This is a genomic window from Acinetobacter sp. YH12106 (genome assembly GCF_013418995.1).
Classification (GTDB): Bacteria; Pseudomonadota; Gammaproteobacteria; order Pseudomonadales; family Moraxellaceae; genus Acinetobacter; species Acinetobacter pseudolwoffii.
On sequence record NZ_VPAV01000008.1, the window covers coordinates 77,140 to 102,520 of the forward strand.

Consider the following 25,381-nt stretch of genomic DNA (forward strand, 5'->3'; position numbering starts at 1 on the left):
TGAGCATCGTTTTTTTATTGGGGAAGAATTTTATTCCTGAATGGTGGCATCCGGCTCAATCAATGGTTTGCCTTCTTTTAGGCCATGCAGGGCTTCAGGATTGAAGTCGATCATTAGCTTGGTATTTTTTCCATCAATGCTATAGCGCTGGATCAGCCTCTGATCACCAGATAAAGTTTCGACTTTGTATTCATCGGCAATATTCATGATGCCATCCAGATTAATGCTGGAAGAGGCATGATCCTCTTGAAACAGTGCATGGATATCGCGCAAGTCAAAAGCGACCTGACTTATATTGGGGTGTTTCTGAACATAATCTTGGATATGTCGCACCAGTAACTGGGCAAATAAAAAATAATTTGGCTTATGCGAGAAGCGTAGAGACATGCAAGGACTCCTTATTGTTACTTTATTAATGTCATTATGTGGCTTAGAAATACAAATAACATATTCTGAATCAGTCTGTTGGGTGTGTTGCAAAAAGATACAATTGCTTGCCTTGAGTGAGGCTGGGCTTAAAGTGCTTTAATCCAAGTTAAAATGTGAAAATTATGTTAAATATTAAATTAAATCAAAAGCTTTATCCGCTGAAAGTTATGGATAGAATAAGTTTTTGTCTGATTTTTCTTTGCTTTGGTCGTGAAAGGGGCTATATCTAAGCCAGAGGCCAAGCAAGAATGATCTGAAATGGATTTATTTTTCAGGAATACTGTTTATAGAAAAATTAATAGAAAATTAAAACTTAATCCAATAAAACGATTAAATCGGATGTTGAGAGATCAAACGCAAATTAAATGCTGAAATGCCTAAAAAATCATCCCAAAGACTAAGGCTTATAAACTAGCAAGTGAAATCCAAAATCAGGTACAATTGGCGGGATTAATTTTGTGTTTGGTGTATTTGAAGGCCAATACATACATTCTTTGTTAACAAATAGGCCTGCCAGGAGTTATCCCCGCATGAGTGCTATTACTCCATACGAATGGGCAATTATTGCCTTCGTGATCGGCGTTACATTTTTATGCGTCTTTATGCTGACCGTCCCATTACTCCTCGGGGGTAAATCATGGGGCCGTGCCAAGCAGGAGCAGTTTGAGTCAGGTGTTGTTGGTGCAGGTGGGGCTCGTATCCGCTTGTCTGCAAAGTTCTATTTAGTTGCAATTTTCTTCGTGGTGTTTGATTTAGAAGCACTTTATCTATATGCATGGGCGGTTTCTGTTCGTGAAGTAGGTTGGATTGGTTTTGCAACTGCAGCTATCTTTATTTTAGTTTTACTTGTTGGTTTGGTTTACGAATTATCCACAGGCGCACTCAACTGGGCACCTTCAGACAAACGTAAAGCCGCAGGAATTAAAGCTAAGATTGGTTCGCCAAATATGGATCTAGCAGAAATTACGCGCTTTAACTCAATTGAAGAATTGGTAATCGACCCTACAGGTCAAATCCCAGCTCAATCCTCTGGTCGTGTGAAAAGCTCACCGGCTAAATCATCTGATAAGGAGTAAGACGGGATGAAATATACATTAACCCGTGCGAATCCGGATGCTGATCAATATCCACTTCAAGAGCGTATCCTTGTAGAAGATCCGTTACTTGAAGAAGAAGTGAATAAGAATGTATTCATGACTCGTTTAGAGGATGTGGTACATACAGCAGTCAACTGGGGTCGTAAAAACTCAGTTTGGCCGTTTAACTTTGGTACATCATGCTGCTATGTAGAGTATGCGACGACCTTAACCGGTGTGCATGACTTGTCACGTTTTGGTGCCGAGGTGATTCGTGCTTCACCGCGTCAGGCGGATTTAATGATTGTGGCGGGTACCTGCTTTGTGAAAATGGCGCCTGTCATTCAACGTTTGTATGAACAGATGCTTGAACCGAAATGGGTCATTTCAATGGGGGCATGTGCCAACTCAGGTGGGATGTACGACATTTATTCAGTGGTACAAGGTGTGGATAAAATCATCCCGGTCGATGTTTATGTTCCCGGCTGCCCACCACGTCCTGAAGCTTTGATTCAGGCATTAATGCTGTTGCAAGACCAGATTCAACTCGAGCGTCGTCCGCTTTCTGCGGTGATCGGTGATGATCTTAAGCCAGTGTATAAGCCAAAGATGATGCCGGAACGTGACCGTAAGAAAGAGCAGCGTGTTGCTGTGAAGAACTTGCGCTCTATGGATGAAATTAAATAATTTAAACGACTGGTCTTTTTTGCTGCACCCGCTATGGGTGTAATTGTCGTTTAGGTTGACTGAATTTGTATTAAATAGGAAGCCAAGCCAATGGCTGAAACTGACATTGCTATGCCAGAATCAACACCAGTTGATTCACGCCCAGCATTTGCCATCATTGAAGAACTCAAAACCAAATTTGGTGAGAACTTCTATGTGCAAACGACTTTCGAGGATTTCCCGACAGTCTGGGTTGAGCGCGCACGTGTACAAGAAGTTTTAATGTTCTTGCGTACAGTATCACGTCCTTACGTGATGTTGTTCGACTTGTCTGCGGTAGATGAGCGTCTGCGTACGCACCGCGACGGTTTACCTGCGTCTGACTTCACAGTGTTCTACCACTTGTTGTCGCTCGAGCGTAATACTGACATTCGTATTAAGGTTGCCTTAGCTGAAAGTGATCTGAATCTTCCGACGGCAACCAACATCTGGCCAAATGCCAACTGGTACGAACGTGAAGCTTACGATATGTTTGGGATCAATTTCGAAGGGCATCCAATGCTCCGTCGTATCTTGTTGCCAACCTATTGGGAAGGTCATCCGCTACGTAAAGAATATTCTGCACGTGCGACTGAATATACCCCGTATTTGCAAGACAAGGCCAAGCAGGACTACGAACAGGAACATCTGCGTTTCGTGCCTGAAGATTGGGGTATGAAGCGCGGTAATGCCGATGAAGACTTCATGTTCCTGAACTTGGGGCCTAACCATCCATCTGCGCACGGTGCATTCCGTGTGATTTTGCAGCTGGACGGCGAAGAAGTGAAAGACTGTGTGCCTGATATCGGTTATCACCACCGTGGTGTGGAAAAGATGGCTGAACGTCAAACCTGGCATTCATTCATTCCGTATACAGACCGTGTCGACTACTTGGGTGGTTGTGCACAAAACATGCCTTATGTGATGGGCGTGGAGCAAATGGCGGGCATTACTGTACCGGACCGTGCGCAATGTATCCGCGTGATGATGTCGGAATTGTTCCGTATCAATAACCACTTGTTGTTTATTGGTACTGCAATTCAGGATGCCGGCGGTATGACCCCAGTATTCTATATGTTCGCTGACCGTCAAAAGATTTATGACGCGATTGAAGCGATCACGGGTTACCGTATGCACCCAGCTTGGTTCCGTATTGGCGGTACTGCGCACGACCTTCCAAACAACTGGCAGCACCTCATTCGCGAAATCCTCGACTGGATGCCGAAGCGTATGAATGAATACTACACAGCTGCATTACGCAACTCTGTATTCATGGGTCGTACACAAGGTGTAGCGCAATATGACGCTAAATCTGCATTGGCTTGGGGTGTAACCGGTACTGGTCTTCGTGCAACAGGTATTGACTTTGACGTTCGTAAATATCGTCCGTATAGCGGCTACGAAAATTACGATTTCGAGGTTCCTTTAGAGTACGAAGGCGATGCTTATGCACGTGTCATGGTTCACTTCCGTGAAATCGAAGAATCACTGAAAATCGTCAAGCAATGTCTAGACAACATGCCGTCTGGTGCGTACAAAGCAGACCATCCACTGGCTGTTCCACCACCAAAAGACAAGACATTACAAGATATTGAAACCTTGATTACGCACTTCTTAAGCGTATCTTGGGGTCCTGTAATGCCGGCAGGTGAAGCATCTGTGATGGCGGAAGTGGTGAAAGGTGCGTCGAACTACTACTTGACTTCAGACAAGTCAACCATGAGTTACCGTACCCGTATTCGTACACCAACCTTCACGCATTTACAGCAAATGCCTTCTGTGATTAACGGCAGCCTCATGTCTGACTTAATCATTTATTTAGCGACCATTGACGTCGTAATGGCTGACGTGGATCGCTAAGGGGTAAACGCATTATGATGATTTTGACTGATAAAAAGCCACGTGTGAACGTTGAAGGAATTTTGACTGTGGACGAAATTCACGATATCGAACATCACATGGGGCACTATCCATACCCACGTGCGGCGTGTCTGGACGCGCTAAAGTGTGTACAACGCCGTAATGGCTGGGTAGATGATGCGCAAATGAATGCCATCGCGCAAATGCTGAGCATGAGCGTTGCAGATCTGGAAGGTGTGGCAACCTTCTATAACCGTATTTACCGTCAGCCGGTCGGTCGTCACGTAATTTTGTTATGTGATTCGATTGCGTGCTTCTTGATGGGTGCGGAAACTTTGGCAGAAGCATTCCAGCGCGAATTAGGCATTCAGTTTGGTCAAACGACTGCAGATGGTCGTTTTACCTTGCTGCCAATTTGCTGCCTGGGCAACTGTGACAAAGGTCCAACCTTAATGATTGATGAAGACACGCACGGTCTGGTTGAAGTGACTTCGGTGAAACAGCTGTTGGAGAAGTATGTATGAATACTGAACCAAAACCAATTTATGGCGACGGTAACCCGGAAACGCATCCACTCACATGGCGTTTAAGCAAACAAGCGAACGTACGTAATGCAGATGATTACGAAGCGCTCGAAGGTTATGCAGGCTTTAAAAAAGCCCTGTCGATGTCGCCTAAAGATGTATTGGACGTGGTGAAGGCAGCGACTGTTAAAGGTCGTGGTGGTGCAGGCTTCCCGGCAGGCATCAAATGGTCACTGATGGCGCCAAATGACAATTCAGGTCCACGTTACCTGATTTGTAATGCCGATGAGATGGAACCAGGTACCTTCAAAGACCGTTTGTTGATGGAAGATCTTCCACATCAACTGATCGAAGGGATGCTGATCGCGGGTTATACGCTTGAAGCAACCCATGGTTATATCTTTATCCGTGGCGAGTACATCGAAGCGGCTCAGTACTTAAATGAAGCGCTTGAGCAAGTTCGTGCCAAAGGTTACTTAGGGGATAACATTCTGGGTACTGGCTGGAACTTCGAGTTACACGTGCATACCGGTGCAGGTCGTTATATCTGTGGTGAAGAAACTGCATTGATTAACTCGCTTGAAGGCCGTCGTGCCAACCCGCGTACCAAACCGCCATTCCCGCAAGTTGCAGGTGCTTGGGGTCGTCCTACGATTGTCAACAACGTAGAGACCTACAACAACTTACCCGCCATCATGCTGCGTGGCCCTGAATGGTATATCGGCTTGTCTGCGGGCAAATCGAAAGATCCAGGTACGAAAATCTATGGTGCATCAGGTAAAGTGAAATTCCCGGGTCTATGGGAATTGCCTTTTGGTACGACTGCGCGTGAAGTGATTGAAGATCACGCGGGTGGTATGCGCGACGGCCTGAAGCTGAAAGCATGGTTACCGGGTGGTGCATCAACGGACTTCTTGGCGGCCGAGCATATCGATCTTCCGATGGATGCGGAAAGCATCATGAAAGCAGGTTCTCGTTTGGGAACATGTCTGCTCATGGTGGTTGATGAAACCCAATGTATGGTTTCAGCAACACGTAACCTAGAAGAATTCTTTGCACGCGAATCATGTGGTTTCTGTACCCCTTGCCGTGATGGCTTGCCTTGGGCAGTGAAAGCGTTAAAAGCGCTGGAAAATGGCACAGGTAAACAGGAAGATATCGATCACTTACAAGAGTTAACGCGTAAGCTTTGGATCGGTAAAACTTTCTGTGCCCACGCACCGGGTGCAATGGAACCGCTCATGGGCGCACTCAAACATTTCCGTGGCGAATTTGAAGCGAAGGTGGTGAATGCCGCTGCTCAAGTTAGCTCCGTAGAACAAGCTTAAGGAATTCGACTATGGCTACAATTCATGTCGATGGCAAATCGTATGAAGTCAACGGCTCGGAAAACTTGCTACAAGCATGTTTGAGTCTTGGCATTGATATCCCATACTTTTGTTGGCATCCGTCCTTAGGTTCTGTCGGTTCTTGCCGTCAATGTGCCGTGACTCAATACGCGAATCCGGAAGATACCCGTGGTCGTTTGGTCATGTCATGTATGACGCCTGCATCTGACAATACCTACATTTCGATTGAAGACAAAGAAGCAAAAGATTTCCGTGCTTCGATTGTTGAATTCTTGATGACCAACCACCCGCACGACTGTCCGGTCTGTGAAGAGGGTGGTCACTGTCATTTACAAGATATGACCGTAATGACGCAGCATGACCGTCGTCGCTACCGTTTCACCAAACGTACCCATTACAACCAAGAGCTTGGCTCATTCATTTCTCACGAAATGAACCGTTGTATCGCCTGTTACCGTTGTGTGCGTTATTACAAAGACTATGCAGGTGGTACGGACTTCGGCGTGTATGCCAACGCATCACGTGTGTATTTCGGTCGTCCGGAATCAGGCACTTTAGAATCTGAATTCTCGGGTAACCTGACTGAAGTTTGTCCAACAGGTGTATTTACCGATAAAACTCATTCGGCACGTTATAACCGTAAATGGGACATGCAATATGCGCCAAGCGTATGCCAAGGCTGTTCTTCAGGTTGTAACATCTCTCCGGGTGAGCGTTATGGTGAACTTCGCCGTGTCGAAAACCGTTTCAATGGTGAAGTTAACCAATACTTCCTATGCGATAAAGGCCGTTTCGGTACAGGTTATGTGAACCGCGAAGACCGTCCGCGTCAGCCACAATTCCGTAAAGGTGCGACTGTAGAAACTGTTTCAGTAGATGCAGCACTTGATACGGTCATTGCAAATATCCAGGACAAAAAAGTTTTGGGGATTGGTTCACCGCGTGCATCACTTGAATCAAACTTCGCGCTGCGTGAGTTGGTGGGTCAAGAGAACTTCTCAACAGGTTTATCTCAAAAAGAGCAAAATCTGGTTGAACTTGCAGCTTCAATCATGCAAACCGAGGGTGTTTACAACCCGAATATGCGTGAAATTGAAAGCTATGATGCAGTTTTGATCTTAGGTGAAGACTTAACCCAAACTGCGCCTCGTATGGCTTTATCTGTTCGCCAAGCTGCGAAAAATAAAGGCAAAGAGATGGCAGCGGAACGTCGTACCCAGGAATGGTTGGCTGAGCCGGTGCAACGTATTGCTCAAGATGCGAAATCTCCGATTTACATCCTGGCTGCGACACAAACCCGTTTGTCTGACGTAGCGGAAGGCGAAGTGGTTGCTTCTCCAAACGACATCGCGCGTTTAGGTTTTGCTGTTGCTGCGGGCGTGAAGGGTGAAGCAATTCTCGGTTTAGATGACGATGCGAAAGCATTTGCACAAACGATTGCCGACACCTTAAAAGCTGCGAAAAAACCATTGATCATCTCGGGTACCAGCTTACAAGATGCATCAATCATGGAAGCTGCTGCACAAGTTGCACAAAATCTGGGTAATGCAGGCTTGACCTTGACAGTTCCTGAAGTGAACTCGATGGGTATGGCAATCTTCGGTGGTCAAAGCTTAGAGCAAGCCTTTGCACAAGATTATGATGCAGTGATCGTGGTTGAAAACGATCTGTATCGTCGTCTACCTGCTGCACAAGTGGATGCTGCACTTTCAGGCAAAGACGTGATTGTTTTAGATCACTCTGAAACTGAAACAGTGAAAAAAGCCGACATCGTGCTTTCTGCTGCAAGCTTTGCTGAAGGTGATGGTACGGTGGTATCGCAAGAAGGCCGTGCACAACGTTTCTACCAAGTGTATGACCCGAGCTACTACAATCCTGAATTGGCAATCAAAGAATCTTGGCGCTGGTTACACGCTCTGGAAACAGGCGTGAAAGGCAAAGCGATTTCTTGGACGTTGCTGGATGATGTGATCGAGTCAGTTGCGAAAAATGTACCTGCTTTAGACGGTATTTTGGATGTAGCACCAGATGCGGGCTTCCGTGTCCATGGTCTTAAAGTAGCACGTGAACCACGTCGTTACTCAGGTCGTACTTCGATGCGCGCGCCATTGTCTGTCCATGAGCCAAAACAGCCAGTGGACAAAGACTCTGCATTAACCTTCTCGATGGAAGGTTATGTCGGAACTCAAACACCTTCAGCACTGGTACCATTTGCATGGTCTGCCGGCTGGAACTCGCCGCAAGCCTGGAACAAATTCCAGGACAATGTCGGTGGTCATTTGAAAGGTGGTGATTCAGGCGTTCGTTTATTCGACCGTTTGGCAAAACTTCCGGCACGTACCTTTGTTGCACCGGCACCTGTTTTGGTTAATGCTGAAAGCTTCCGCCTAGTTCCAATGCACCATATTTTTGGTTCAGGTGAATTCACCGTAAAAACACCAGCAATGGAAACACGTATTCCTGAAGCGGTATTTGCAGTGGGTGAGCAGGATGCAGCACGCTTAAATGTTCAAGATGGTCAGACAATCACGGTGAAAGCAGGTGAGACGTCAATCGTTCTTCCAGTTCAAGTGATTGAATATTTACCGACAGGTTATATTGGCTACCCAATCGGTCTGGCACCGACGGTATCTCTTGCAGAGCCTGTTTCAGTCGCGGTAGGAGTGTAATTCATGGAACAAGAATTAATCCGTCAAACGCCGCTGTGGGCTGAAAACTGGCCAATTGCCTATTCAGTCATTCAAGCGATTGTGATCTTGCTGGTTGTAGTACTGATCGCTGCGTTGATGTCTTTTATTGAACGTCGTTTACTCGGCTTGTGGCAAGACCGTTACGGTCCGAACCGTGTCGGTCCGGGCGGTATGTTCCAGATTGTTGCCGACATGCTGAAAATCATGTTCAAGGAAGACTGGACACCAAAATTTGCTGACAAACTGACTTTCCGTATGGCGCCAGCAGTTGCGATGGCAACTGCTGTGCTGTCGTTCATGGTTATTCCTGTTTCACCTTATCTAGGTGTGGCAGACATGAGCATCGGCCTGTTGTTCTTTATGGCAATGGCAGGTATTGCAGTCTATGCAGTACTGTTCGGTGGCTGGTCATCCAACAACAAATACGCCTTACTCGGTGGTTTACGTTCTGCGGCTCAGACCATTTCTTATGAAGTGTTCCTGGGGATCTCGCTGATGGGTGTGGTGGCAATTGCCGGCTCATTCAACATGCGTGAAATCGTTGAAGCACAACGTGATGTCTGGTTCGTGGTGCCTCAGTTCCTTGGCTTCCTGATCTTCGTGGTTGCGGGTGTTGCGGTGACGCATCGTCATCCATTTGACCAACCAGAAGCAGAACAAGAACTGGCTGAAGGTTATCATGTCGAATACGGCGGTATGAAGTGGGGGATGTTCTTCGTTGCGGAATACGTCAACGTAGTACTAATCTCTGCTTTAATCGTGACGTTATTCTTCGGTGGCTGGCTCGCGCCATTCAACCTTGAAATTCCGTTCCTTCCAGCAGCATTCTGGTTCATTATCAAAACAGCATTCTTTGTAATGATGTTCGTGTTGGCACGTGGTTCATTAATGCGTCCACGTTATGACCAGGTAATGAATTTTGGTTGGAAAATTTGCTTGCCATTAGCTCTAGTCAACCTGTTGGTGACTGGTGCCGTGATCTTGTGGTAAGGGCAGGGAGAACAAAATGTTTAAATTTCTAGCTGGATTTGGATCGATTGTTCGTTCGCTTTGGATGGTGTTTAGCCATGTAACGCGTAAACGTGACACGATTTTATATCCAGAAGTGCCGGCCGAAGAAATCGTGCCACCACGTTTCCGTGGTCGTATTGTATTAACGCGTGACCCTGATGGCGAAGAGCGTTGTGTCGCATGTAACCTGTGTGCGGTTGCCTGTCCGGTAGGCTGTATCTCATTACAAAAAGCAGAACGTGAAGATGGTCGCTGGTATCCGGAGTTTTTCCGTATCAACTTCTCACGTTGTATTTTCTGCGGTATGTGTGAAGAAGCCTGTCCAACCACAGCCATTCAAATGACCCCGGATTTCGAACTCGGTGAATATGTTCGTCAAGACCTGGTCTATGAAAAAGAACACTTGCTGATTTCTGGTCCTGGTAAATATCCTGACTATAACTTCTACCGTGTCACCGGTATGGCAGTTGCAGGCAAGGACAAAGGTCAAGCACAGCGTGAAAGTGCACCTGTTGATGTACGGAGTCTATTACCATGATGTGGCCATTTTATTTAATGGCCCTTGTGGCCATTGTCTCTACGGTTCGCGTGGTGACTAACGCGAATCCGGTACATGCTTTATTAAGCCTGATTGTATCCTTGCTTGCTGTTGCAGGCATGTTCATGATCGTTGGTGCGCCGTTCGCGGCTGCCCTCGAAATTATTGTCTATGCTGGCGCGATCATGGTGTTGTTCGTGTTCGTGGTGATGATGCTGAATCTGGGTGAACAAACCGTTGAACAAGAACGTAAATGGTTAACTTCATCGGCGTGGGCTTATCCGGCGCTGATGAGCTTCCTGATCGGTCTGGTACTGGTATGGGTATTAAACTCTGATTACGCACAGCCTTCACTGGTAATGGGTGTGGAAATGGTGGGCCCGAAAGCCGTGGGTCAAGCACTCTTTACGCAGTACTTGTTGTTGGTTGAAGTTGCCGCGATGTTATTGCTTGCTGCATTAGTAGCTGCATTCCATTTGGGTAAACGTGAGCCAGATGCAGAAGAGGAAAAAGAATAATGGGCAACATCCCTTTAGAGCATGGTTTGATCGTTGCATCTATTCTCTTTGCACTGGGTTTTTACGGTGTAATGGTGCGACGCAACCTACTATTTATTTTAATGAGCCTTGAAATCATGATGAACGCTGCTGCTTTGGCGTTCGTCCTGGCGGGCAGTGCATGGGCACAGCCAGATGGTCAGATCATGTTCATCCTGATCCTGACGCTTGCTGCGGCAGAGGCTTGTATTGGTCTCGCGATCGTCCTTCAGTTCTATCATCGCTTCCATCACCTGGATGTGGATGCTGCTAGTGAGATGCGCGGATGAGTTATTTATATCTAACAATTTTATTTCCGCTCATTGGTTTTGTCCTGTTAGCGGCGGGGCGCAACAAGCTTCCTGAAAATGTTGCAGCGATAATTGGTGTCGGTGCAGTTGGTTTATCGGCACTGTTTGCACTGATTGCAGGTCTGGACTTTGTTAACAATGGTAAAGAACTCTATGTTCAGCACCTGTGGACCTGGTTCAATGTCGGTGGTTTTGCACCGGGCATCAGCTTGCAACTCGACGGTTTGTCTTTACTAATGCTGGGCATGGTGACAGGTGTGGGTTTCTTAATTCACATCTTTGCTTCATGGTACATGCGTGGTGAAGAAGACTTTGCACGTTTCTTCTCTTACTTCAACCTGTTCGTTGCAAGCATGTTGCTTCTCGTTCTTGGCGATAACTTGGCGTTATTGTTCTTAGGTTGGGAAGGTGTAGGTCTGTGTTCATACCTGCTGATTGGTTATTACTACCAGAACCCTGCAAATGGTCTGGCGGCAATCAAGGCGTTTACTGTTACCCGTATCGGTGACGTATTCCTGCTGATTGCCATGTTCCTGATCTTCCAGCAATTCGGTACTTTGAACATTCAGTACATCGTTGAAAATGCAGCGACTGTAATGACGCAAAGTTCTTCGCTGACCATCTGGACAGCATTGTTATTGTTCTTGGGTGCGGCAGGTAAATCTGCACAGATCCCATTACAAACATGGTTGGCCGATGCAATGGCAGGTCCAACACCTGTTTCTGCATTGATCCATGCTGCAACCATGGTAACGGCGGGTGTTTACCTGTGCTGCCGTCTGTTTGCAGTCTTTGAACTTGCGCCAGAAGTGATGGTGTTTATTTCGATCACAGGTGCGGTGACCTTGCTTGTGGCTGGTTTTGCTGCATTGGTTCAGACCGACATCAAACGTATTCTGGCTTACTCAACCATGAGTCAGCTCGGTTATATGTTTATGGCAGTAGGTGCTGAAGCATACCAGGCGGGTCTATTCCACATGCTGACTCACGCATTCTTCAAGGCACTCTTGTTCTTGTCGTCTGGTGCGGTAATTTTGGCTTACCATCACGAACAAAACATCTTCAAGATGGGCGGTTTGTTCTACAAGAACAAATTCCTGTTTGCATGTTTCGCGATTGGTGGCGGTGCCTTGGCAGCGATTCCATTCCTGACCATTGGTTTCTTCTCAAAAGACGCAATTCTTGCTGCAGTCTGGACGCAAAGTCATATTGCTGGTTTACCAGTGTATAACACGCTGTACTGGGTCGGTGTTGCAGGTGCTTTCTTAACCTCGATTTATACATTCCGTCTAATCTGGGTGGTATTCTTCGGCAAAGAAAACACGCCTTATCATGAAATCAAAGGTGCAACTTACTGGGCGCCACTGGCGATTCTTGCTGTCCTTTCGACAGGTCTGGCAATCGTACTGAAAGCACCCGTGATGAGCATTCTAGATGCAGCCCAAATTCCAGCCTTCATTATTCCTGAAGCGCTTGAAGCAGGTGCACATGGTGCTGAATACATCGCCATTGCTGTTGCATTGACGGGTCTTGTGGTCGGTGTGGTGCTGTTCGCTTTTGCTTACAATGCAGTCAAACGTTTTGCTGCCACTTCTGTAGGTGCGGGTCTGGTTAATATCTGCCGTAATGCATTAGGTTTCGACAAGCTTTATGACCTGATTTTCGTCAAGCCATATTTGCTGTTCGCTAAACTGTTCGGTCGTGATCCAATTGATGGCTTATGGCTGGTACTTCCTGCACTGGTCAAAAGTGGTCACAGCTTTACAAGTTCACGTCAAACCGGTTCACTGCGTGAATATGCATCTAGTATGGGGCTCGGTGTCGTTGTCCTACTGATGATCTTGATCGTGATTCAGGTCGTGGGGAAATAAAATGGAAGCTCCAAACAATATTATTTTGCCGGCTCTGATCCTCATTCCGTTCATTGCAGGTTTCATATGCTGGTTGGTCGATAAACTCGACCAACACTTGCCGCGTTATATCGCGCTAATCGGTATGCTGGTGACTTTGGTTCTGACCATCGTCCTTTGGCAAACTGGTACCTATAACTATGAATTAGGCGCTGCGACACCTTCGTGGGCTGCCGAATTCAAACTGCCTTGGATTCAGACCCTTGGCATTAACATTCACTTAGCCGTGGATGGTTTATCACTTCTTATGGTTGGTTTGACTGCACTCCTGGGTGTGCTGGCAGTCGGCTGTTCATGGGGTGAGATTCAAAAGAACGTTGGTTTCTTCCACTTGAACCTTTTATGGTCTTTGGGTGGTGTGATCGGTGTATTCCTGGCGATTGACCTGTTCCTGTTCTTCTTCTTCTGGGAGATGATGCTGGTGCCGATCTACTTCCTGATTGCCCTTTGGGGTCATAAAGGGGCAGAGGGCAAGTCACGTGTTTATGCAGCAAACAAGTTCTTCATTTACACGCAGGTTGCCGGTTTGGTGATGCTGATTGGTATCCTGGGTCTGGTGACTGTAGGCTATACCATGACTGGCGAAATCCGTTTCGACTACAACTATTTATTAGGTGTGGCGAATACGCTTGACGCTCAGGTTCCAGCGCTTGCTTATGCATTCATGATCTGTTTATTCATCGGTTTTGCGGTAAAACTTCCAGTTTTCCCATTACACGGCTGGTTACCAGATGCGCATGCGCAAGCACCAACAGCGGGTTCTGTTGACCTTGCAGGTATCTTGATTAAAACTGCGGCGTACGGTTTATTGCGTTTCGTGATTCCGTTCTTCCCGGCAGCTTCGGCTCAGTTTGCAGATATCGCGATCATTCTGGGTTTAATCGGTATCTTCTACGGTGCTTGGTGTGCTTTCCAGCAAACCGACATGAAACGCTTACTGGCGTATACATCTATTTCCCACATGGGCTTTGTTTTACTTGCGATTTACGCAGGTAACATCCTGACCTTCCAGGGTCTGATGATCATGATGTTGGCACATGGTATTTCCTCTGCTGCACTGTTCATTATGTGTGGTCAGGTATATGAGCGTGTGCATACGCGTGACATGCGTTTGATGGGGGGGATGCGTGGTCAGTTCCCGTATCTTGCATTCTTCCTGATGTTCTTTGTTGCGGCGCTTGTCGGTATTCCAGGTCTGGGTAACTTCATTGGTGAGTTCCTGATCTTGATGGGTGCTTATGCACAATTCCCGGCGTTCACTATTCTTGCGGCAATCAGTCTGGTCTTTGCAGGTCTGTATGGTCTGATCCTGATTCACAAAGCCCTGTTTGGTGTGCCAAACGAAGCGCAAAAACAGCACTATACACATCCGTTAAAAGATCTGAATGTACGTGAAATCGCGTTATTGTTGATCTGTGCGTTTGGTCTACTTTGGCTTGGTCTATACCCACAAAGCTTCCTTGATGTGTCTAACTCAAGCATGGCGTGGTTAGCGAATAGCTACATTCCAGTTCAAGAAGTGGTTGAAGTTGCTGATCAGGTAACGACTCAACTTGAAAATGTGGAGATCCAATAAGCCATGAACTTCACAATGTCTTTTTCTGAGCTTATGCCGCTCGCACCTGTGATGATCGTGTCGTTAACTGCGATCGTCGTGATGTTGCTGACGGCAATCAAGCGTAACCATAATCTTGTTGCGACGACGACTGTTGTTGGTCTGAACTTAGCGGCGTTCTATATCATTTTCGTTCTGTTGGCAGGCACATTTGCACCTGCCAATGTGATGAATCTGTTCATCGTAGATCCATTTACGATGTTGTACCAGTTTGTGATTCTGATTGCTGCACTTGCCTGTAGTACCTTGTCACACGCGTATATCGAAACTTATAAAGATAACCGTGAAGAGCTGTATATCTTGATGTTGATATCCGTCGCGGGTGCAATGTTAATGGTGGCAAGCTCGCACTATGCATCATTCTTTATTAGCCTTGAGTTGATGTCGATTCCTGTATACGGCCTGTTGGCATATACACATCAACGTTCTCAATCGCTTGAAGCAGGTGTGAAATATCTGGTGCTTTCAGCAACTGCGTCTGCAATGCTGCTGATGGGTATGGCCTATATTTATGCCTACACAGGTACTTTAAGTTTCGTTGCTGAACCGGGCAAACTGTTTACTGTATTCAGTCAGCCAGCTGTGATAATTGGTCTGGCCTTAATTGTATTTGCTGTGGCATTTAAATTATCGCTGGCACCATTCCACAAATGGACACCAGACGTCTACGCAGGTGCACCAGCACCAATCGCGACTTTCCTTGCGACTGTGGCAAAAGTGGCGATGATTGGTCTGTTTGTTCGTTATGTTTTGTCTTCAGGTTTAATCCTGGCAGACAGCTTCGTAACGATCATTTCGATTATTGCAGTATTGTCGATTCTTGCAGGTAACTTGCTGGCTGTTCGCCAAGTGAACCTGAAACGTATTCTGGCATACTCTTCAATTGCGCACTTTGGTTATTTGCTGGTTGCCATCGTCAGTTCACGTAATACCGATTTCTTACAGGTTCAAGGTTTTGCGACTTTTGAAAGTGTAAACGTGTATGTGATTACTTATGTATTAACCACGATTGGTGCTTTCGGTGTTGTGACGCTGATGTCGAGTCCGTATAACAATACGGATGAAGCGGGTAGTCTGGCTGAATACCGTGGTCTGTTCTGGCGCCGTCCAGTCCTGACTGCTGTATTAACCGTAATGATGCTGTCTCTTGCAGGTATTCCTTTAACTGCCGGCTTTATCGGTAAGTTCCTGGTGATTAAAACTGCGGTTGCAGGCGAAGCCTGGTTCCTGACTGCAATGGTTATTCTGGGTTCAGGTATTGGTTTGTATTACTACCTGCGCGTGATGGTCGTGCTGTACATGACACCACCTGAAACACCACGTCTAGATGCGGTGAATCATTGGGGTCAAAAAGTCGGCGGTATCATGGTATTACTTGCTGCACTTGCGGTACTTGTGATTGGTGTTTATCCAGATCCAGTGATTGCGATTTCTAAATATGCGTTCTTCGCAATATCACCTGAATTACAGCAATTCATTTTCACTTTGGTTCAAAGTGGTTTTAACTAATATCTGCGAAGATTGACGTTATTACAAAAAAGCCTCCATGATTGGGGGCTTTTTTATTTATACAAATCAATAAAAGCCTTTATAATAGCGGAAATTTATCTTTAACCTTTTAGGTGTTCTCCTGTGGCAATCCATGAAATCCGTCATCCGCTCATCCGACATAAGCTCGGTTTACTCCGTCGTGCAGATATCAGTACCAAAAACTTCCGCGAGTTAGCTCAAGAAGTGACCATGCTTCTGACTTATGAAGCGACTAAAGACCTGCCAATGGTTGAACATGATATTGATGGCTGGAATGGTGCTGTCACAGTTGACCGTATTGCCGGTAAAAAAATCACGGTTGTGCCGATTCTACGTGCCGGTATTGGCATGCTGGATGGTTTCTTAAATCTGATTCCAAGTGCAAAAGTATCTGTACTCGGTTTAGAGCGTGATGAAGAAACCCTGGAAGCCCGTACTTATTATAAAAAACTGGTTCCAGACGTACAAAACCGTATCGCGATGATCATTGATCCGATGTTGGCGACAGGTTCTTCTCTTGTAGCTGCAATTGATGTACTTAAAGCCAGTGGCTGTAAAGACATTCGTGTTATGGTTCTGGTTGCCGCACCGGAAGGTATTAAGCGTGTAGAGGCTGCACATCCTGATGTGATCATGTTCACTGCATCAATCGACAGCGGTTTAAATGAAAATGGTTATATCGTTCCGGGTCTTGGTGATGCTGGCGATAAAATCTTTGGTTCAGTTCAGAAAGACTAATTTTTGAACAGGACGAAAAAAGGGGCTACTACAGCCTCTTTTTTATATAATGTAGATCGGGCATTTTCAGCATAGGATAACAGCATGAAAGATGAATTATATCAGGGCAAAATCAAACAGTACGACCCTGCAAAAGGTTTTGGTTTTATTGGTTCAGCTGAGGGAGATGTGTTCTTCCATATTTCAGACTTTCCTGCGGCAGAAGGCGAGCCAAAACGCAATGAACGCGTGAAATTTAATGTGGTAGAAAATGGCGATAAGTATAAAGCCATTAAGATTGAACGTGTTGAGGATACTTCAAAGAAAGCTAAAAAATCTAAGGTCGCTGCACATAACCAGTCAATTACTTCCGCATTACTATCAAATCTCAAGCGTTAATTAACCGTGAATTTGACTAAATGAAGAGGCGTTTTCGCCTCTTTTTTTATCTAAAAATTCATGAACTATAGTCTTACCTCAGGTTTTGTAACTTAAAGCTTATACTTCGTTACGCAAACAATAAAACGTCTACCAAAGCGCTACAATCATCTCTATTTCTTCTCACTTAAAATACTATCTGTTGATTTATAGGGATAAATGTCATGTTTAGGAATGGAAAAATTAAAACTTATGATTCCGAACGTGGTACAGGCAGCATTGAGTTAGCAGATGACGCTCAAGAACTAAGTTTTAGGCTACAGGATTTACCTTCACCTGAAATTGATCCTCAAATTGGAGAACTGCTTAAATTTAGAATGATTCCTCATCAGGAAACCATAATATTGGACAATATGGTACGCCTAGATGTCAAAGTACAGGACGAGTTTGTAGCGGAAGTTGTGGCATTACCATCTTTGGCACCCACAATATCTGTTCCGTTAAAGCGTTCAATTCTTTTTAGCCCAACGCTATGGTTGGCACTGGTATCCGCAGTTGGTTTTATAATTTTGGGTGAAGTATAAATTTAAACCAGAAATTTTTAATTTTCTATTTTTAACTCGGTATTTCTCTATTCTTCAATTTAAAAAAGCGCCTATAAGTGCTTTTTTGGTTTTTCTATTAAAGAATTTCATAAAAGCTTTTTGATGTATTTTTTATTACAATTATTAAAAATATCAAAGACAAGAGTGAATTATGTTTCAAGAGGGGAAAATCAAAACCTATCACGAAGCACGTGGTTTTGGTTTTATTCAAATCGAAGGGGAATCTAAAGACTTATTTTTTCACATTAAAGACTTTCCCAATCAAAATATTCCACTAAAAATTGGGGAAAAATTAAAGTTTTTAATGGTTGAAGATAATGGAAAGTTTAAGGCAGACCATATTGTCCGGCTGGATATTAAATCAAAATTGGTTATTAAGCAGAATAATGATTTATATGAAGATCCTGAAGTACATGTTTCTCCACGTTATGAAAAGACAAAATCATCAACTCGATCCAAACTAATCACAATATCGGGACTAATTATTATTGCGATTCTTGTTGGGCTTGTTTATAACAAATACCAAAGCTACCAAGTTCAAAAACAGCAGAAGCTTGAACAACTGATGGTAGAGCAGCAACGAATCGTAGTTGAGCAGCGAGCGGCACAAGGTGATTTAGCTATGGAGGGATTATCTGAGCAGGGTAGGCAGAATCTAGAAAATCGTGGTGCTGAGTTACCAAGCCAAAGTTACTCTATTAATCCGAAAACTTCAGAGACGGCTTCGCAATCTATATCTCAATTCAAATGTGATGGAAGAGAACATTGTAGCCAGATGGGTTCTTACGAAGAGGCTTTATTTTTTATCCGGAACTGTCCAAATACTAAAATGGATGGTGACAGCGATGGCATCCCGTGTGAAAGCCAATTTTAAGATAGAATAAAAAGCACCTTAAGGTGCTTTTTGATTGAAAACAAATTTAGGCTTCACAGAAATTCATAAAGGCTCTCAGGCCTGGCCCCTGATATTTCTGGCGATGTACCAGCATAAACAATGGACGCGTTAAAGACCAGAACGGAGTATTGAGAATCACCAGTTGACCTTTCTCGCGTAAAGGCTCAATCGCAAGTTTGGAAATACAGGACATGCCGATTCCGCCGGCTACGATTTTCAAAATTGCTTCATTATGGCCAAGTGTCAGACGGATATTGGCATCCGGCACATCTTTCAAAATGGCATTATCAAAGACTTCGCGAGTACCTGAACCTTCTTCGCGCAGAATCCACTCTACAGATTTGAAATCTTCCGCGGTCAGCTCACGGTTCAATTGCGCTAGGGGATGATCCGGTGCACAGCACACCGCCAGCTCATCATCGCGCCAATGGATACATTGCAGTTGTGGCAGATGACAGGAGCCTTCGATCAAGGCCAGATCCAGCTGGAACTGATTCACCGCTTCAATCATTTGACGGGTATTACCAACTTGCAGCTGTAAATGCGCTTGAGGCTGAATTTTTAGAAAATCGGCCATCAGGTCAGGAATCAGGTAATCTGAAATGGTCAGGGTTGCACCTAAACGTAAATCGATACTTTGAAGCTCACCTTTCGCAACCTGTTCAAAAGATTCGCATCGACCTAAAATTTCCAGCGCTTGAGGGAGAAGAAAGCGCCCCAGGTCATTGAGCTGTAAACGTTTGCCTAGACGGTCAAATAATGGAGCACCCAGACCATCTTCCAGATCTGCTAAAGCCATACTAGCCGCACTTTGAGTAAGTTTGACGGCATCGCTAGCCTTCGTTACGGTACCCTCTTGTGCCACTGCTACAAAAACAGCCAATTGGCGTAAAGTCATGCGCATGAGTAGAGCCTTAACATTTAAAAAATATTAATAAATTATATTGCCATGCTACCATGAGCACAGTCTTTCATGCCACGTTGAAATCATGTCAATTGAAAAATTTAGCCTAGAAAAAGTTTTATCTGTACACCGTTGGACCAATACATTATTTAGTTTCACCATGACACGCCCGGCACACTTCAAATTCACTGCGGGGCAATTTGCGCGTATTGGCCTGCAGGTGGGAGATGAACTGGTGGTTCGTGCCTATTCGGTGGTGTCATCTCCTTTTGATGAAACTCTGGAGTTTTTTTCGATTGTGGTGCCAGAAGGTAAATTTACTTCCAACTTACAGCACTTGAAAGTAGGTGATGAGCTGTATTTGGAAAAAATTCCCTATGGTTATCTGACCTTGGCACGTTATCAGTTACCTTTACCTAAAGACTTGTGGTTACTGGGCACTGGAACTGGTCTGGCACCGTTTCTGTGCATGTTGCAAGACTTTGAAACCTGGAGCAAATACGAAAAAATCAATCTGGTATATAGCGTGCGTAGCCGGGCTGAACTCGCTTATGTGGAACGGATTCAGGAAATTGCCGAAACCTTTGGCGAAGGACATAGCGGATTTAAATTTATTCCGATTATTACCCGTGAGCCTGATGCACCTTTGCACGATCGTTTGCCGGTGCTGATTGCCAATGGTGAACTGGAAAAAGCCGTAGGTATGCAGCTCAATCCGCAAACCACCCATGTCATGCTTTGCGGTAACCCAGAAATGGTCGATGATACCAAAGAAGCCTTAAAAGCCCGTGGCCTGATCATGAACCGGCGTGGCGAAGGCAATATTGCAGTCGAGAATTATTGGTAAGTCTGAATTGCAGATAAAAAAGCTCATCCTTGGATGAGCTTTTTTATCTGCAAGGTGAATAATGACAGCTTAGTGCAGAATCTTGTTCAGGAATTGCTGGGCACGCTCACCACGCGCTGTATTAAAGAAATCATCTTTACTGCAATCTTCCACAATTTTTCCTTGATCCATAAAGATGACCCGGTTGGCGACTTGTCGTGCAAAGCCCATTTCATGCGTGACACACATCATGGTCATACCTTCTTGGGCCAGTCCGACCATGACATCGAGCACTTCATTAATCATCTCAGGATCAAGTGCAGAAGTCGGTTCATCAAATAACATGGCAATCGGATCCATGCTCAGCGCACGGGCAATCGCGACACGTTGCTGTTGTCCGCCAGAAAGTTGTGCCGGGAATTTATTGGCCTGTGCACTTAAGCCGACACGATCCAGATAGGCAAGTCCTTTCTGTTTGGCTTCGGCTTCAGAACGACCCAATACCTTGATCTGGGCAATGCTCAGGTTCTCGGTAATACTGAGATGCGGGAACAATTCAAAATGCTGAAATACCATGCCCACGCGACTTCTTAGTTTATTTAAATTGGTTTTCGGATCATTAATTTTAATTCCATCGACCAGAATACTGCCTTGCTGAACAGGTTCCAGACCATTGACAGTTTTAATCAGGGTGGATTTTCCTGAACCAGAAGGACCACAAACCACCACCACTTCACCTTGCCGAATCTGGGTGGTGCAGTCGGTCAGTACCTGAAAATCTTTATACCATTTACTGACATGCTGGAGGTCAATCATGACTTTGGCTTCGTTCATACAGTTAACCTCTGCTGTAATTTTTTAACAATATAGGTGGCGATCATACTGATGGTGAAATAGACCAAACCGGCAAAAAGAATATATTGGGTGAGTAAGCCCATCAGGTCACCACGTACATAATTGCTGCGGAAAAAGTCCAACAGGCCAATTGCATACACCATGGTGGAATCCTGAAACAAAATAATGGTCTGTTGTAATAATAGCGGTGTCATTTTGCGAAAGGCCTGAGGCAGTACAATCAGGCGCATGGACTGGCCATAGCTCATGCCGAGGGCAGAGGCCGCATCTGTTTGTCCCTTAGGAATAGACTGGATTCCGGCACGGACAATTTCGGAAAAATAGGCGGCTTCAAACAGCATAAAAGCCACAATACTGGACACCAGTGCCGTATCCATGGTCAGATATTTTCCAGTCACCCCAGTATAGATAAAAGGCACAGCGAAGTAGAACCACATCAGTACCAGCAGCAGGGGAATCGAACGGAACAGATTGACATAACCCTTGGCAATCCAGTTCAACACCTTGATTGAAGACAGCCGCATCAATGCCAGTAAGGTGCCAATAAAGACCCCGCCAATAGTGGCAAAAAATAAGACTTTTAAAGTAATACTCAGACCATGCCATAGGGCAGGTGCGGATAATTGTAAATCCTGAAAAAATGCAGTGAACCATTCCATTATTTAGTCCCCGCAATCAGACCGGGCACCTGAAGGCGCTTTTCCAGAAAGTTCATCAAGCCAATCAGGCAGACATTGATCAGGATAAAAATCAGGGTGACATAGGTGTAAATCTCAATGGTATTTTGCGTATATTCGCTGATGGTTTTCATCTGGGAAATGAGTTCCGCAACCCCGACCAGTGAGGCCACCGAGGTGTTCTTGACACAGTTGGTCAGCTCAGAACTTAAGGGAGGTAAGATCATGCGAAAAGACTGCGGTAAAATCACATAGCGATATAATTGTGTGGTGCTAAACCCCATAGCATAGCCGGCATTGATCTGCCCGGGTGGAATGGCTTCAATCCCGGTACGCACCTGCTCACAAACCCGCGCTGCGGTAAACAGTCCCAAACCAATACTGGCTGAAATCAGCGCCGTGGTATTGGCTCCCAGATCATTGATCCACCAGCTTTGAATGCTGTTCGGCAGAAAATTCGGAACCACATAGAACCAGATAAATAACTGGATCAGTAAAGGCACATTCCGAAAAATGGTGACATAAGCGCTACCAATCGCCCGGGCCGTTGGGCTGGGCAAGGTGCGCATGATGCCCAGCAGGCTACCCAAGAGCATGGCAATCGACCAGGCTACAATCGCAATGACCGCTAACCAGCCGAGGCCAGTCATGATCCAGTTGAGATAGGTGCTATCACCAATCCCGGTCGGTTGTAATAAGACACCCCAATTCCAGCTGTAATTCATGATCACTCCAAAATGGGCTTAAACAGGTGATGCTTAAGCAGATGAATAAGATTCAGAATCTATTGATCGCGATCATGCGGGGTGCTGATCAGGGCCTTCAAGTCATCAGACATGGCAAAGTTCAGGTTGATATTTTTCGGTGGAATTGGCGACTGGAACCATTTCTGGTACATGCTATTGATTTCACCGGAGCTATATGTGGCTTTAATCGCGTCATCTACCACCTGCTTAAATTCGGGGTCTCCCTTACGTAACATACAGCCATAGATTTCATTGATGGGCGCTGTACCTACAATGTGCCATTGTTGCGGATTTTTAGCCTTGGATTTTTCTCCCGCCAGTAAAATGTCATCCATCATAAAGGCAGCAGCACGGCCACTTTGCAGCATTAAAAAGGATTCTGCATGGTCTTTGGTCGAAATAATTTCACCAATGCCCAATTCTTTTTCATGCTGACGAATATAGCGTTCCGATGTGGTGCCGGCAGTGGTCACCAGTTTTTTGCCTTTCAGATCGCTAAAATCTTGAATACCAGAATTGGTTGCGGTTAATAGACGGGAACCTACTTGAAAAAAGCCGACAGAGAAATCGACCTGTTGCTGGCGTTCCTTATTATTCGTCGTTGAACCACATTCCAGATCAACCGTACCGTTGGAGACCAGTGGAATCCGGTTCTGGCTGGTCACCAAGTTGTAGCGGATTTTTAAATCAGGAAGATTCAGCTTTTGTTTGACGGCTTCGACCACTTTTAGTTGCAGGTCATGGGCATAGCCGACCGGCTGATTCGGATTGTCAGCGATATAAGAAAATGGAATCGAGGAGTCACGATAACCTAATACAATCGTGCCGGACTGTTTGATCTTATTGAGCGTGCCAGAAGTATTCTCGTTGCCTTGCTGATTGCTTGGTGCCTGATTATCACTACAGGCACTCAGTCCCAAGGTCAGGGCACTGGCACACAGCAGCGTAGCGAATTGAGTCTTTGTTTTCATCGTGAAACTCCATTTTTCATTTTCAATTATTATGAGTACGCCCGTTTTCAGGCGCTGCTAAGACAATATTCTGATTATTGCTATAAAGTCTAAGTATTCGTTTATATTCATCTTAGTTGATGATTCAAGCATGACTCAAGCTGAATTTATTGCTGAAATGTTACTGAATCAGAAAAGGAAATCTGCGAGATGCTCAAAGGAATGCAAATAAATAAAGAGATTGAACTACAAGCATAAGAAAGAAAAAGTCATAAAAAAACCTCCAAACTGGAGGTTTTTTTATCGGTTCAAGCTTAATGCACAAACATATCCATCGATTCACGAATTTCTTGAATGGCCGTTTCGACATCGGAACTGAGCCAGGTCGGTTCAAAGAATCCAGCGTAGTGCTCAAGACGATCCGCAGGGACGACTAAGCGTACCGGACAATCCTCTTCCAATAAACGCCATGGAATAATTGGCACTTCATTGTCAAGCCATGCTGTTACATCTCGGATATCGATAATCATTGCGTTGACACAGTCCGGGAAAGGCATCACGGAAAACTCTTCAGTACGACGACGGAAATACTCCAGGTCTTGCCAGCGCAGTGCAAAACTCGGTTTACTGAATTCGATAATCCCGATCAGATGCTGATCGCGAGTATGATGCAAAGTGCATTGGTGGGTGACATCAGTGTCAAGATCCAACGATACACTTTGTTGACGATACGCCATAGAGCTCGATGAAATAAAAAAATGAGGGACACATTATAGCCCATTTTATAGAAACTGAGCAGTGCTATTGTTTAGCGCAAATTTTAGTGTTGGTTCTGCCCTGAGGTCGCGTACTGAAGCTCTTGAATTTCAAAGGACTGCATACCACTCAGGCAACTCAAGCAAACTGGGATTGGAAAAGAATGGAGAAGCTAAACCTCATTATCAGCGTGATTATAGAGCCTTTTTCTTTTCTGATACGCTTTATATAGCTCTATAAGAAGGTTTAAGCGAATAGTGTTGCAATTATTCAAGCGATTAGATGTGTTGATCTGCCAGTAATTTTCTATGTCATTCACATGAGGGGAAAATGAATAGCAGGATAATACTGAGTTAAACCCATTCACCATCAACCAGTAGCGATCAGTGAATTAAAAATGAGCACGATTGCTTAAAGATTATTCTAAATATTATTCATACATATAACTTACATCCCGTCACCATCTCACCATGTTTTGTCACAGAAGCTGTTTTAACTGCTTGTTATGCTAAAAATCTACTTATGAATAACAAAGAGTGAGGATGGTTATGGTCGATGATTTCAATAAAAAACCACCTTTAGATCATCAGACAGCAGTGACGCAAAAAAAGCGTATTCCTGTTTATATCTTGATTTTGGTAGGTATCTTTTTACTGGCATTACTGTTCTATATGTTTGCTGACATGAATCCAGACGCAAATGATGCACCTGCTGGACATCCGAACCCTAATGTGCAACCTGCGACACCAAACAATACGACTCCAGTCGGTGAACCTACAGAAGCTACTGCAACGCTAGGTGATGGAACAGAAGCAACAGCAACTGCGACAGATGATGCACAGGCGGCTCGATAACTCAGACATATATCAAAAGCTCTAGTGAAACCACTGGGGCTTTTTTGCAATATATTGTGATGTTTAAGCTAATGATAGCTAGCTGGCTCAAGTCTAAAAACATCAAATCTGAAGGTGAATCCGAAAGAAGAAGG

26 protein-coding genes are annotated in these 25,381 nt (G+C 45.0%); 19 read left to right on the forward strand and 7 right to left on the reverse strand.

Annotated features, from left to right (window positions below; all coding sequences use genetic code 11):
- Positions 1-30 precede the first annotated feature (30 nt).
- The gene (locus tag FTU45_RS08575) at positions 31-387 is read right to left on the reverse strand and encodes a hypothetical protein (protein WP_100329152.1); all 357 of its coding nucleotides are present in this window, start codon (positions 385-387) and stop codon (positions 31-33) included.
- A gap of 572 nt (positions 388-959) precedes the next feature.
- On the opposite strand from FTU45_RS08575, the gene ndhC reads away from it, so the two are divergent.
- The 17 genes from ndhC to FTU45_RS08660 all read left to right on the forward strand — a co-directional run bounded on the left by ndhC (position 960) and on the right by FTU45_RS08660 (position 18,658).
- Complete coding sequence (gene ndhC, locus FTU45_RS08580) at positions 960-1,505, forward strand: NADH-quinone oxidoreductase subunit A (protein ID WP_005097926.1); 546 nt, start codon at positions 960-962, stop codon at positions 1,503-1,505.
- A 6-nt stretch (positions 1,506-1,511) separates the two neighbouring features.
- A complete protein-coding gene (locus tag FTU45_RS08585; RefSeq protein ID WP_180076266.1) occupies positions 1,512-2,192 on the forward strand; it encodes an NADH-quinone oxidoreductase subunit B family protein in 681 nt (226 codons plus the stop codon).
- A 90-nt stretch (positions 2,193-2,282) separates the two neighbouring features.
- A complete protein-coding gene (gene nuoC / locus FTU45_RS08590) occupies positions 2,283-4,070 on the forward strand; it encodes an NADH-quinone oxidoreductase subunit C/D (RefSeq protein WP_005097924.1) in 1,788 nt (595 codons plus the stop codon).
- A 14-nt stretch (positions 4,071-4,084) separates the two neighbouring features.
- The gene (nuoE, locus tag FTU45_RS08595) at positions 4,085-4,594 is read left to right on the forward strand and encodes an NADH-quinone oxidoreductase subunit NuoE (protein WP_180076267.1); all 510 of its coding nucleotides are present in this window, start codon (positions 4,085-4,087) and stop codon (positions 4,592-4,594) included.
- Positions 4,591-5,922 (forward strand): NADH-quinone oxidoreductase subunit NuoF, encoded by a 1,332-nt coding sequence (nuoF, locus tag FTU45_RS08600; RefSeq protein WP_074383464.1) that lies wholly within the window; start codon positions 4,591-4,593, stop codon positions 5,920-5,922. Before nuoE ends, nuoF begins: the two co-directional genes overlap by 4 nt.
- Positions 5,923-5,933: 11 nt before the next feature.
- Complete coding sequence (nuoG, locus tag FTU45_RS08605) at positions 5,934-8,612, forward strand: NADH-quinone oxidoreductase subunit NuoG (protein WP_159516143.1); 2,679 nt, start codon at positions 5,934-5,936, stop codon at positions 8,610-8,612.
- A 3-nt stretch (positions 8,613-8,615) separates the two neighbouring features.
- Positions 8,616-9,623 (forward strand): NADH-quinone oxidoreductase subunit NuoH, encoded by a 1,008-nt coding sequence (gene nuoH, locus FTU45_RS08610; RefSeq protein ID WP_005097920.1) that lies wholly within the window; start codon positions 8,616-8,618, stop codon positions 9,621-9,623.
- 16 nt (positions 9,624-9,639) lie between these two features.
- Entirely contained in the window at positions 9,640-10,182 is a 543-nt protein-coding gene (gene nuoI / locus FTU45_RS08615; protein WP_005097919.1) for an NADH-quinone oxidoreductase subunit NuoI, read from the forward strand.
- Positions 10,182-10,700 (forward strand): NADH-quinone oxidoreductase subunit J, encoded by a 519-nt coding sequence (gene nuoJ, locus FTU45_RS08620; RefSeq protein WP_171063341.1) that lies wholly within the window; start codon positions 10,182-10,184, stop codon positions 10,698-10,700. The genes nuoI and nuoJ overlap by 1 nt, the downstream gene beginning before the upstream one ends.
- Complete coding sequence (gene nuoK / locus FTU45_RS08625) at positions 10,700-11,008, forward strand: NADH-quinone oxidoreductase subunit NuoK (RefSeq protein WP_004280769.1); 309 nt, start codon at positions 10,700-10,702, stop codon at positions 11,006-11,008. The genes nuoJ and nuoK overlap by 1 nt, the downstream gene beginning before the upstream one ends.
- The gene (gene nuoL / locus FTU45_RS08630) at positions 11,005-12,900 is read left to right on the forward strand and encodes an NADH-quinone oxidoreductase subunit L (protein WP_005097915.1); all 1,896 of its coding nucleotides are present in this window, start codon (positions 11,005-11,007) and stop codon (positions 12,898-12,900) included. Before nuoK ends, nuoL begins: the two co-directional genes overlap by 4 nt.
- A 1-nt stretch (position 12,901) precedes the next feature.
- Positions 12,902-14,515: an NADH-quinone oxidoreductase subunit M gene (gene nuoM / locus FTU45_RS08635; protein ID WP_074383462.1), complete on the forward strand. Its 1,614-nt coding sequence runs from the start codon at positions 12,902-12,904 to the stop codon at positions 14,513-14,515.
- A gap of 3 nt (positions 14,516-14,518) precedes the next feature.
- Positions 14,519-16,063, forward strand: coding sequence for an NADH-quinone oxidoreductase subunit NuoN (gene nuoN / locus FTU45_RS08640; RefSeq protein ID WP_074383461.1), 1,545 nt, complete (start codon positions 14,519-14,521; stop codon positions 16,061-16,063).
- Between the two features lie 123 nt (positions 16,064-16,186).
- Positions 16,187-16,822, forward strand: coding sequence for a uracil phosphoribosyltransferase (upp, locus tag FTU45_RS08645; protein WP_005097912.1), 636 nt, complete (start codon positions 16,187-16,189; stop codon positions 16,820-16,822).
- Positions 16,823-16,906: 84 nt separating this feature from the next.
- A complete protein-coding gene (locus FTU45_RS08650; protein ID WP_005097911.1) occupies positions 16,907-17,200 on the forward strand; it encodes a cold shock domain-containing protein in 294 nt (97 codons plus the stop codon).
- A 203-nt stretch (positions 17,201-17,403) separates the two neighbouring features.
- The gene (locus FTU45_RS08655; RefSeq protein ID WP_005097909.1) at positions 17,404-17,763 is read left to right on the forward strand and encodes a hypothetical protein; all 360 of its coding nucleotides are present in this window, start codon (positions 17,404-17,406) and stop codon (positions 17,761-17,763) included.
- 172 nt (positions 17,764-17,935) lie between these two features.
- Positions 17,936-18,658, forward strand: a complete 723-nt coding sequence (locus FTU45_RS08660; protein WP_180001528.1) for a cold shock domain-containing protein — start codon at positions 17,936-17,938, stop codon at positions 18,656-18,658.
- Between the two features lie 46 nt (positions 18,659-18,704).
- Here the strand turns inward: FTU45_RS08660 and gigC are convergent, their stop codons facing one another.
- The gene (gene gigC / locus FTU45_RS08665) at positions 18,705-19,583 is read right to left on the reverse strand and encodes a LysR family transcriptional regulator GigC (protein ID WP_005169640.1); all 879 of its coding nucleotides are present in this window, start codon (positions 19,581-19,583) and stop codon (positions 18,705-18,707) included.
- 85 nt (positions 19,584-19,668) lie between these two features.
- Here gigC and FTU45_RS08670 point away from each other — a divergent pair, with 85 nt between their 5' ends.
- Positions 19,669-20,430: a ferredoxin--NADP reductase gene (locus tag FTU45_RS08670; RefSeq protein WP_180076268.1), complete on the forward strand. Its 762-nt coding sequence runs from the start codon at positions 19,669-19,671 to the stop codon at positions 20,428-20,430.
- A gap of 69 nt (positions 20,431-20,499) precedes the next feature.
- On the opposite strand, the gene FTU45_RS08675 is transcribed toward FTU45_RS08670, so the two are convergent.
- The 5 genes from FTU45_RS08675 to FTU45_RS08695 form a co-directional block, all read right to left on the reverse strand.
- Positions 20,500-21,225, reverse strand: coding sequence for an amino acid ABC transporter ATP-binding protein (locus FTU45_RS08675; protein ID WP_180076280.1), 726 nt, complete (start codon positions 21,223-21,225; stop codon positions 20,500-20,502).
- Between the two features lie 14 nt (positions 21,226-21,239).
- Positions 21,240-21,923 (reverse strand): ABC transporter permease subunit, encoded by a 684-nt coding sequence (locus tag FTU45_RS08680; protein ID WP_074383458.1) that lies wholly within the window; start codon positions 21,921-21,923, stop codon positions 21,240-21,242.
- On the reverse strand, positions 21,923-22,666 hold the full coding sequence (locus FTU45_RS08685) for an amino acid ABC transporter permease (protein WP_074383457.1): 744 nt from the start codon (positions 22,664-22,666) through the stop codon (positions 21,923-21,925). Before FTU45_RS08685 ends, FTU45_RS08680 begins: the two co-directional genes overlap by 1 nt.
- A 59-nt stretch (positions 22,667-22,725) precedes the next feature.
- Entirely contained in the window at positions 22,726-23,658 is a 933-nt protein-coding gene (locus FTU45_RS08690) for a transporter substrate-binding domain-containing protein (protein WP_159138944.1), read from the reverse strand.
- Between the two features lie 293 nt (positions 23,659-23,951).
- On the reverse strand, positions 23,952-24,374 hold the full coding sequence (locus tag FTU45_RS08695; RefSeq protein ID WP_005097893.1) for a hypothetical protein: 423 nt from the start codon (positions 24,372-24,374) through the stop codon (positions 23,952-23,954).
- 567 nt (positions 24,375-24,941) lie between these two features.
- On the opposite strand from FTU45_RS08695, the gene FTU45_RS08700 reads away from it, so the two are divergent.
- Positions 24,942-25,247 (forward strand): hypothetical protein, encoded by a 306-nt coding sequence (locus tag FTU45_RS08700; protein ID WP_005097890.1) that lies wholly within the window; start codon positions 24,942-24,944, stop codon positions 25,245-25,247.
- Positions 25,248-25,381: the final 134 nt, after the last annotated feature.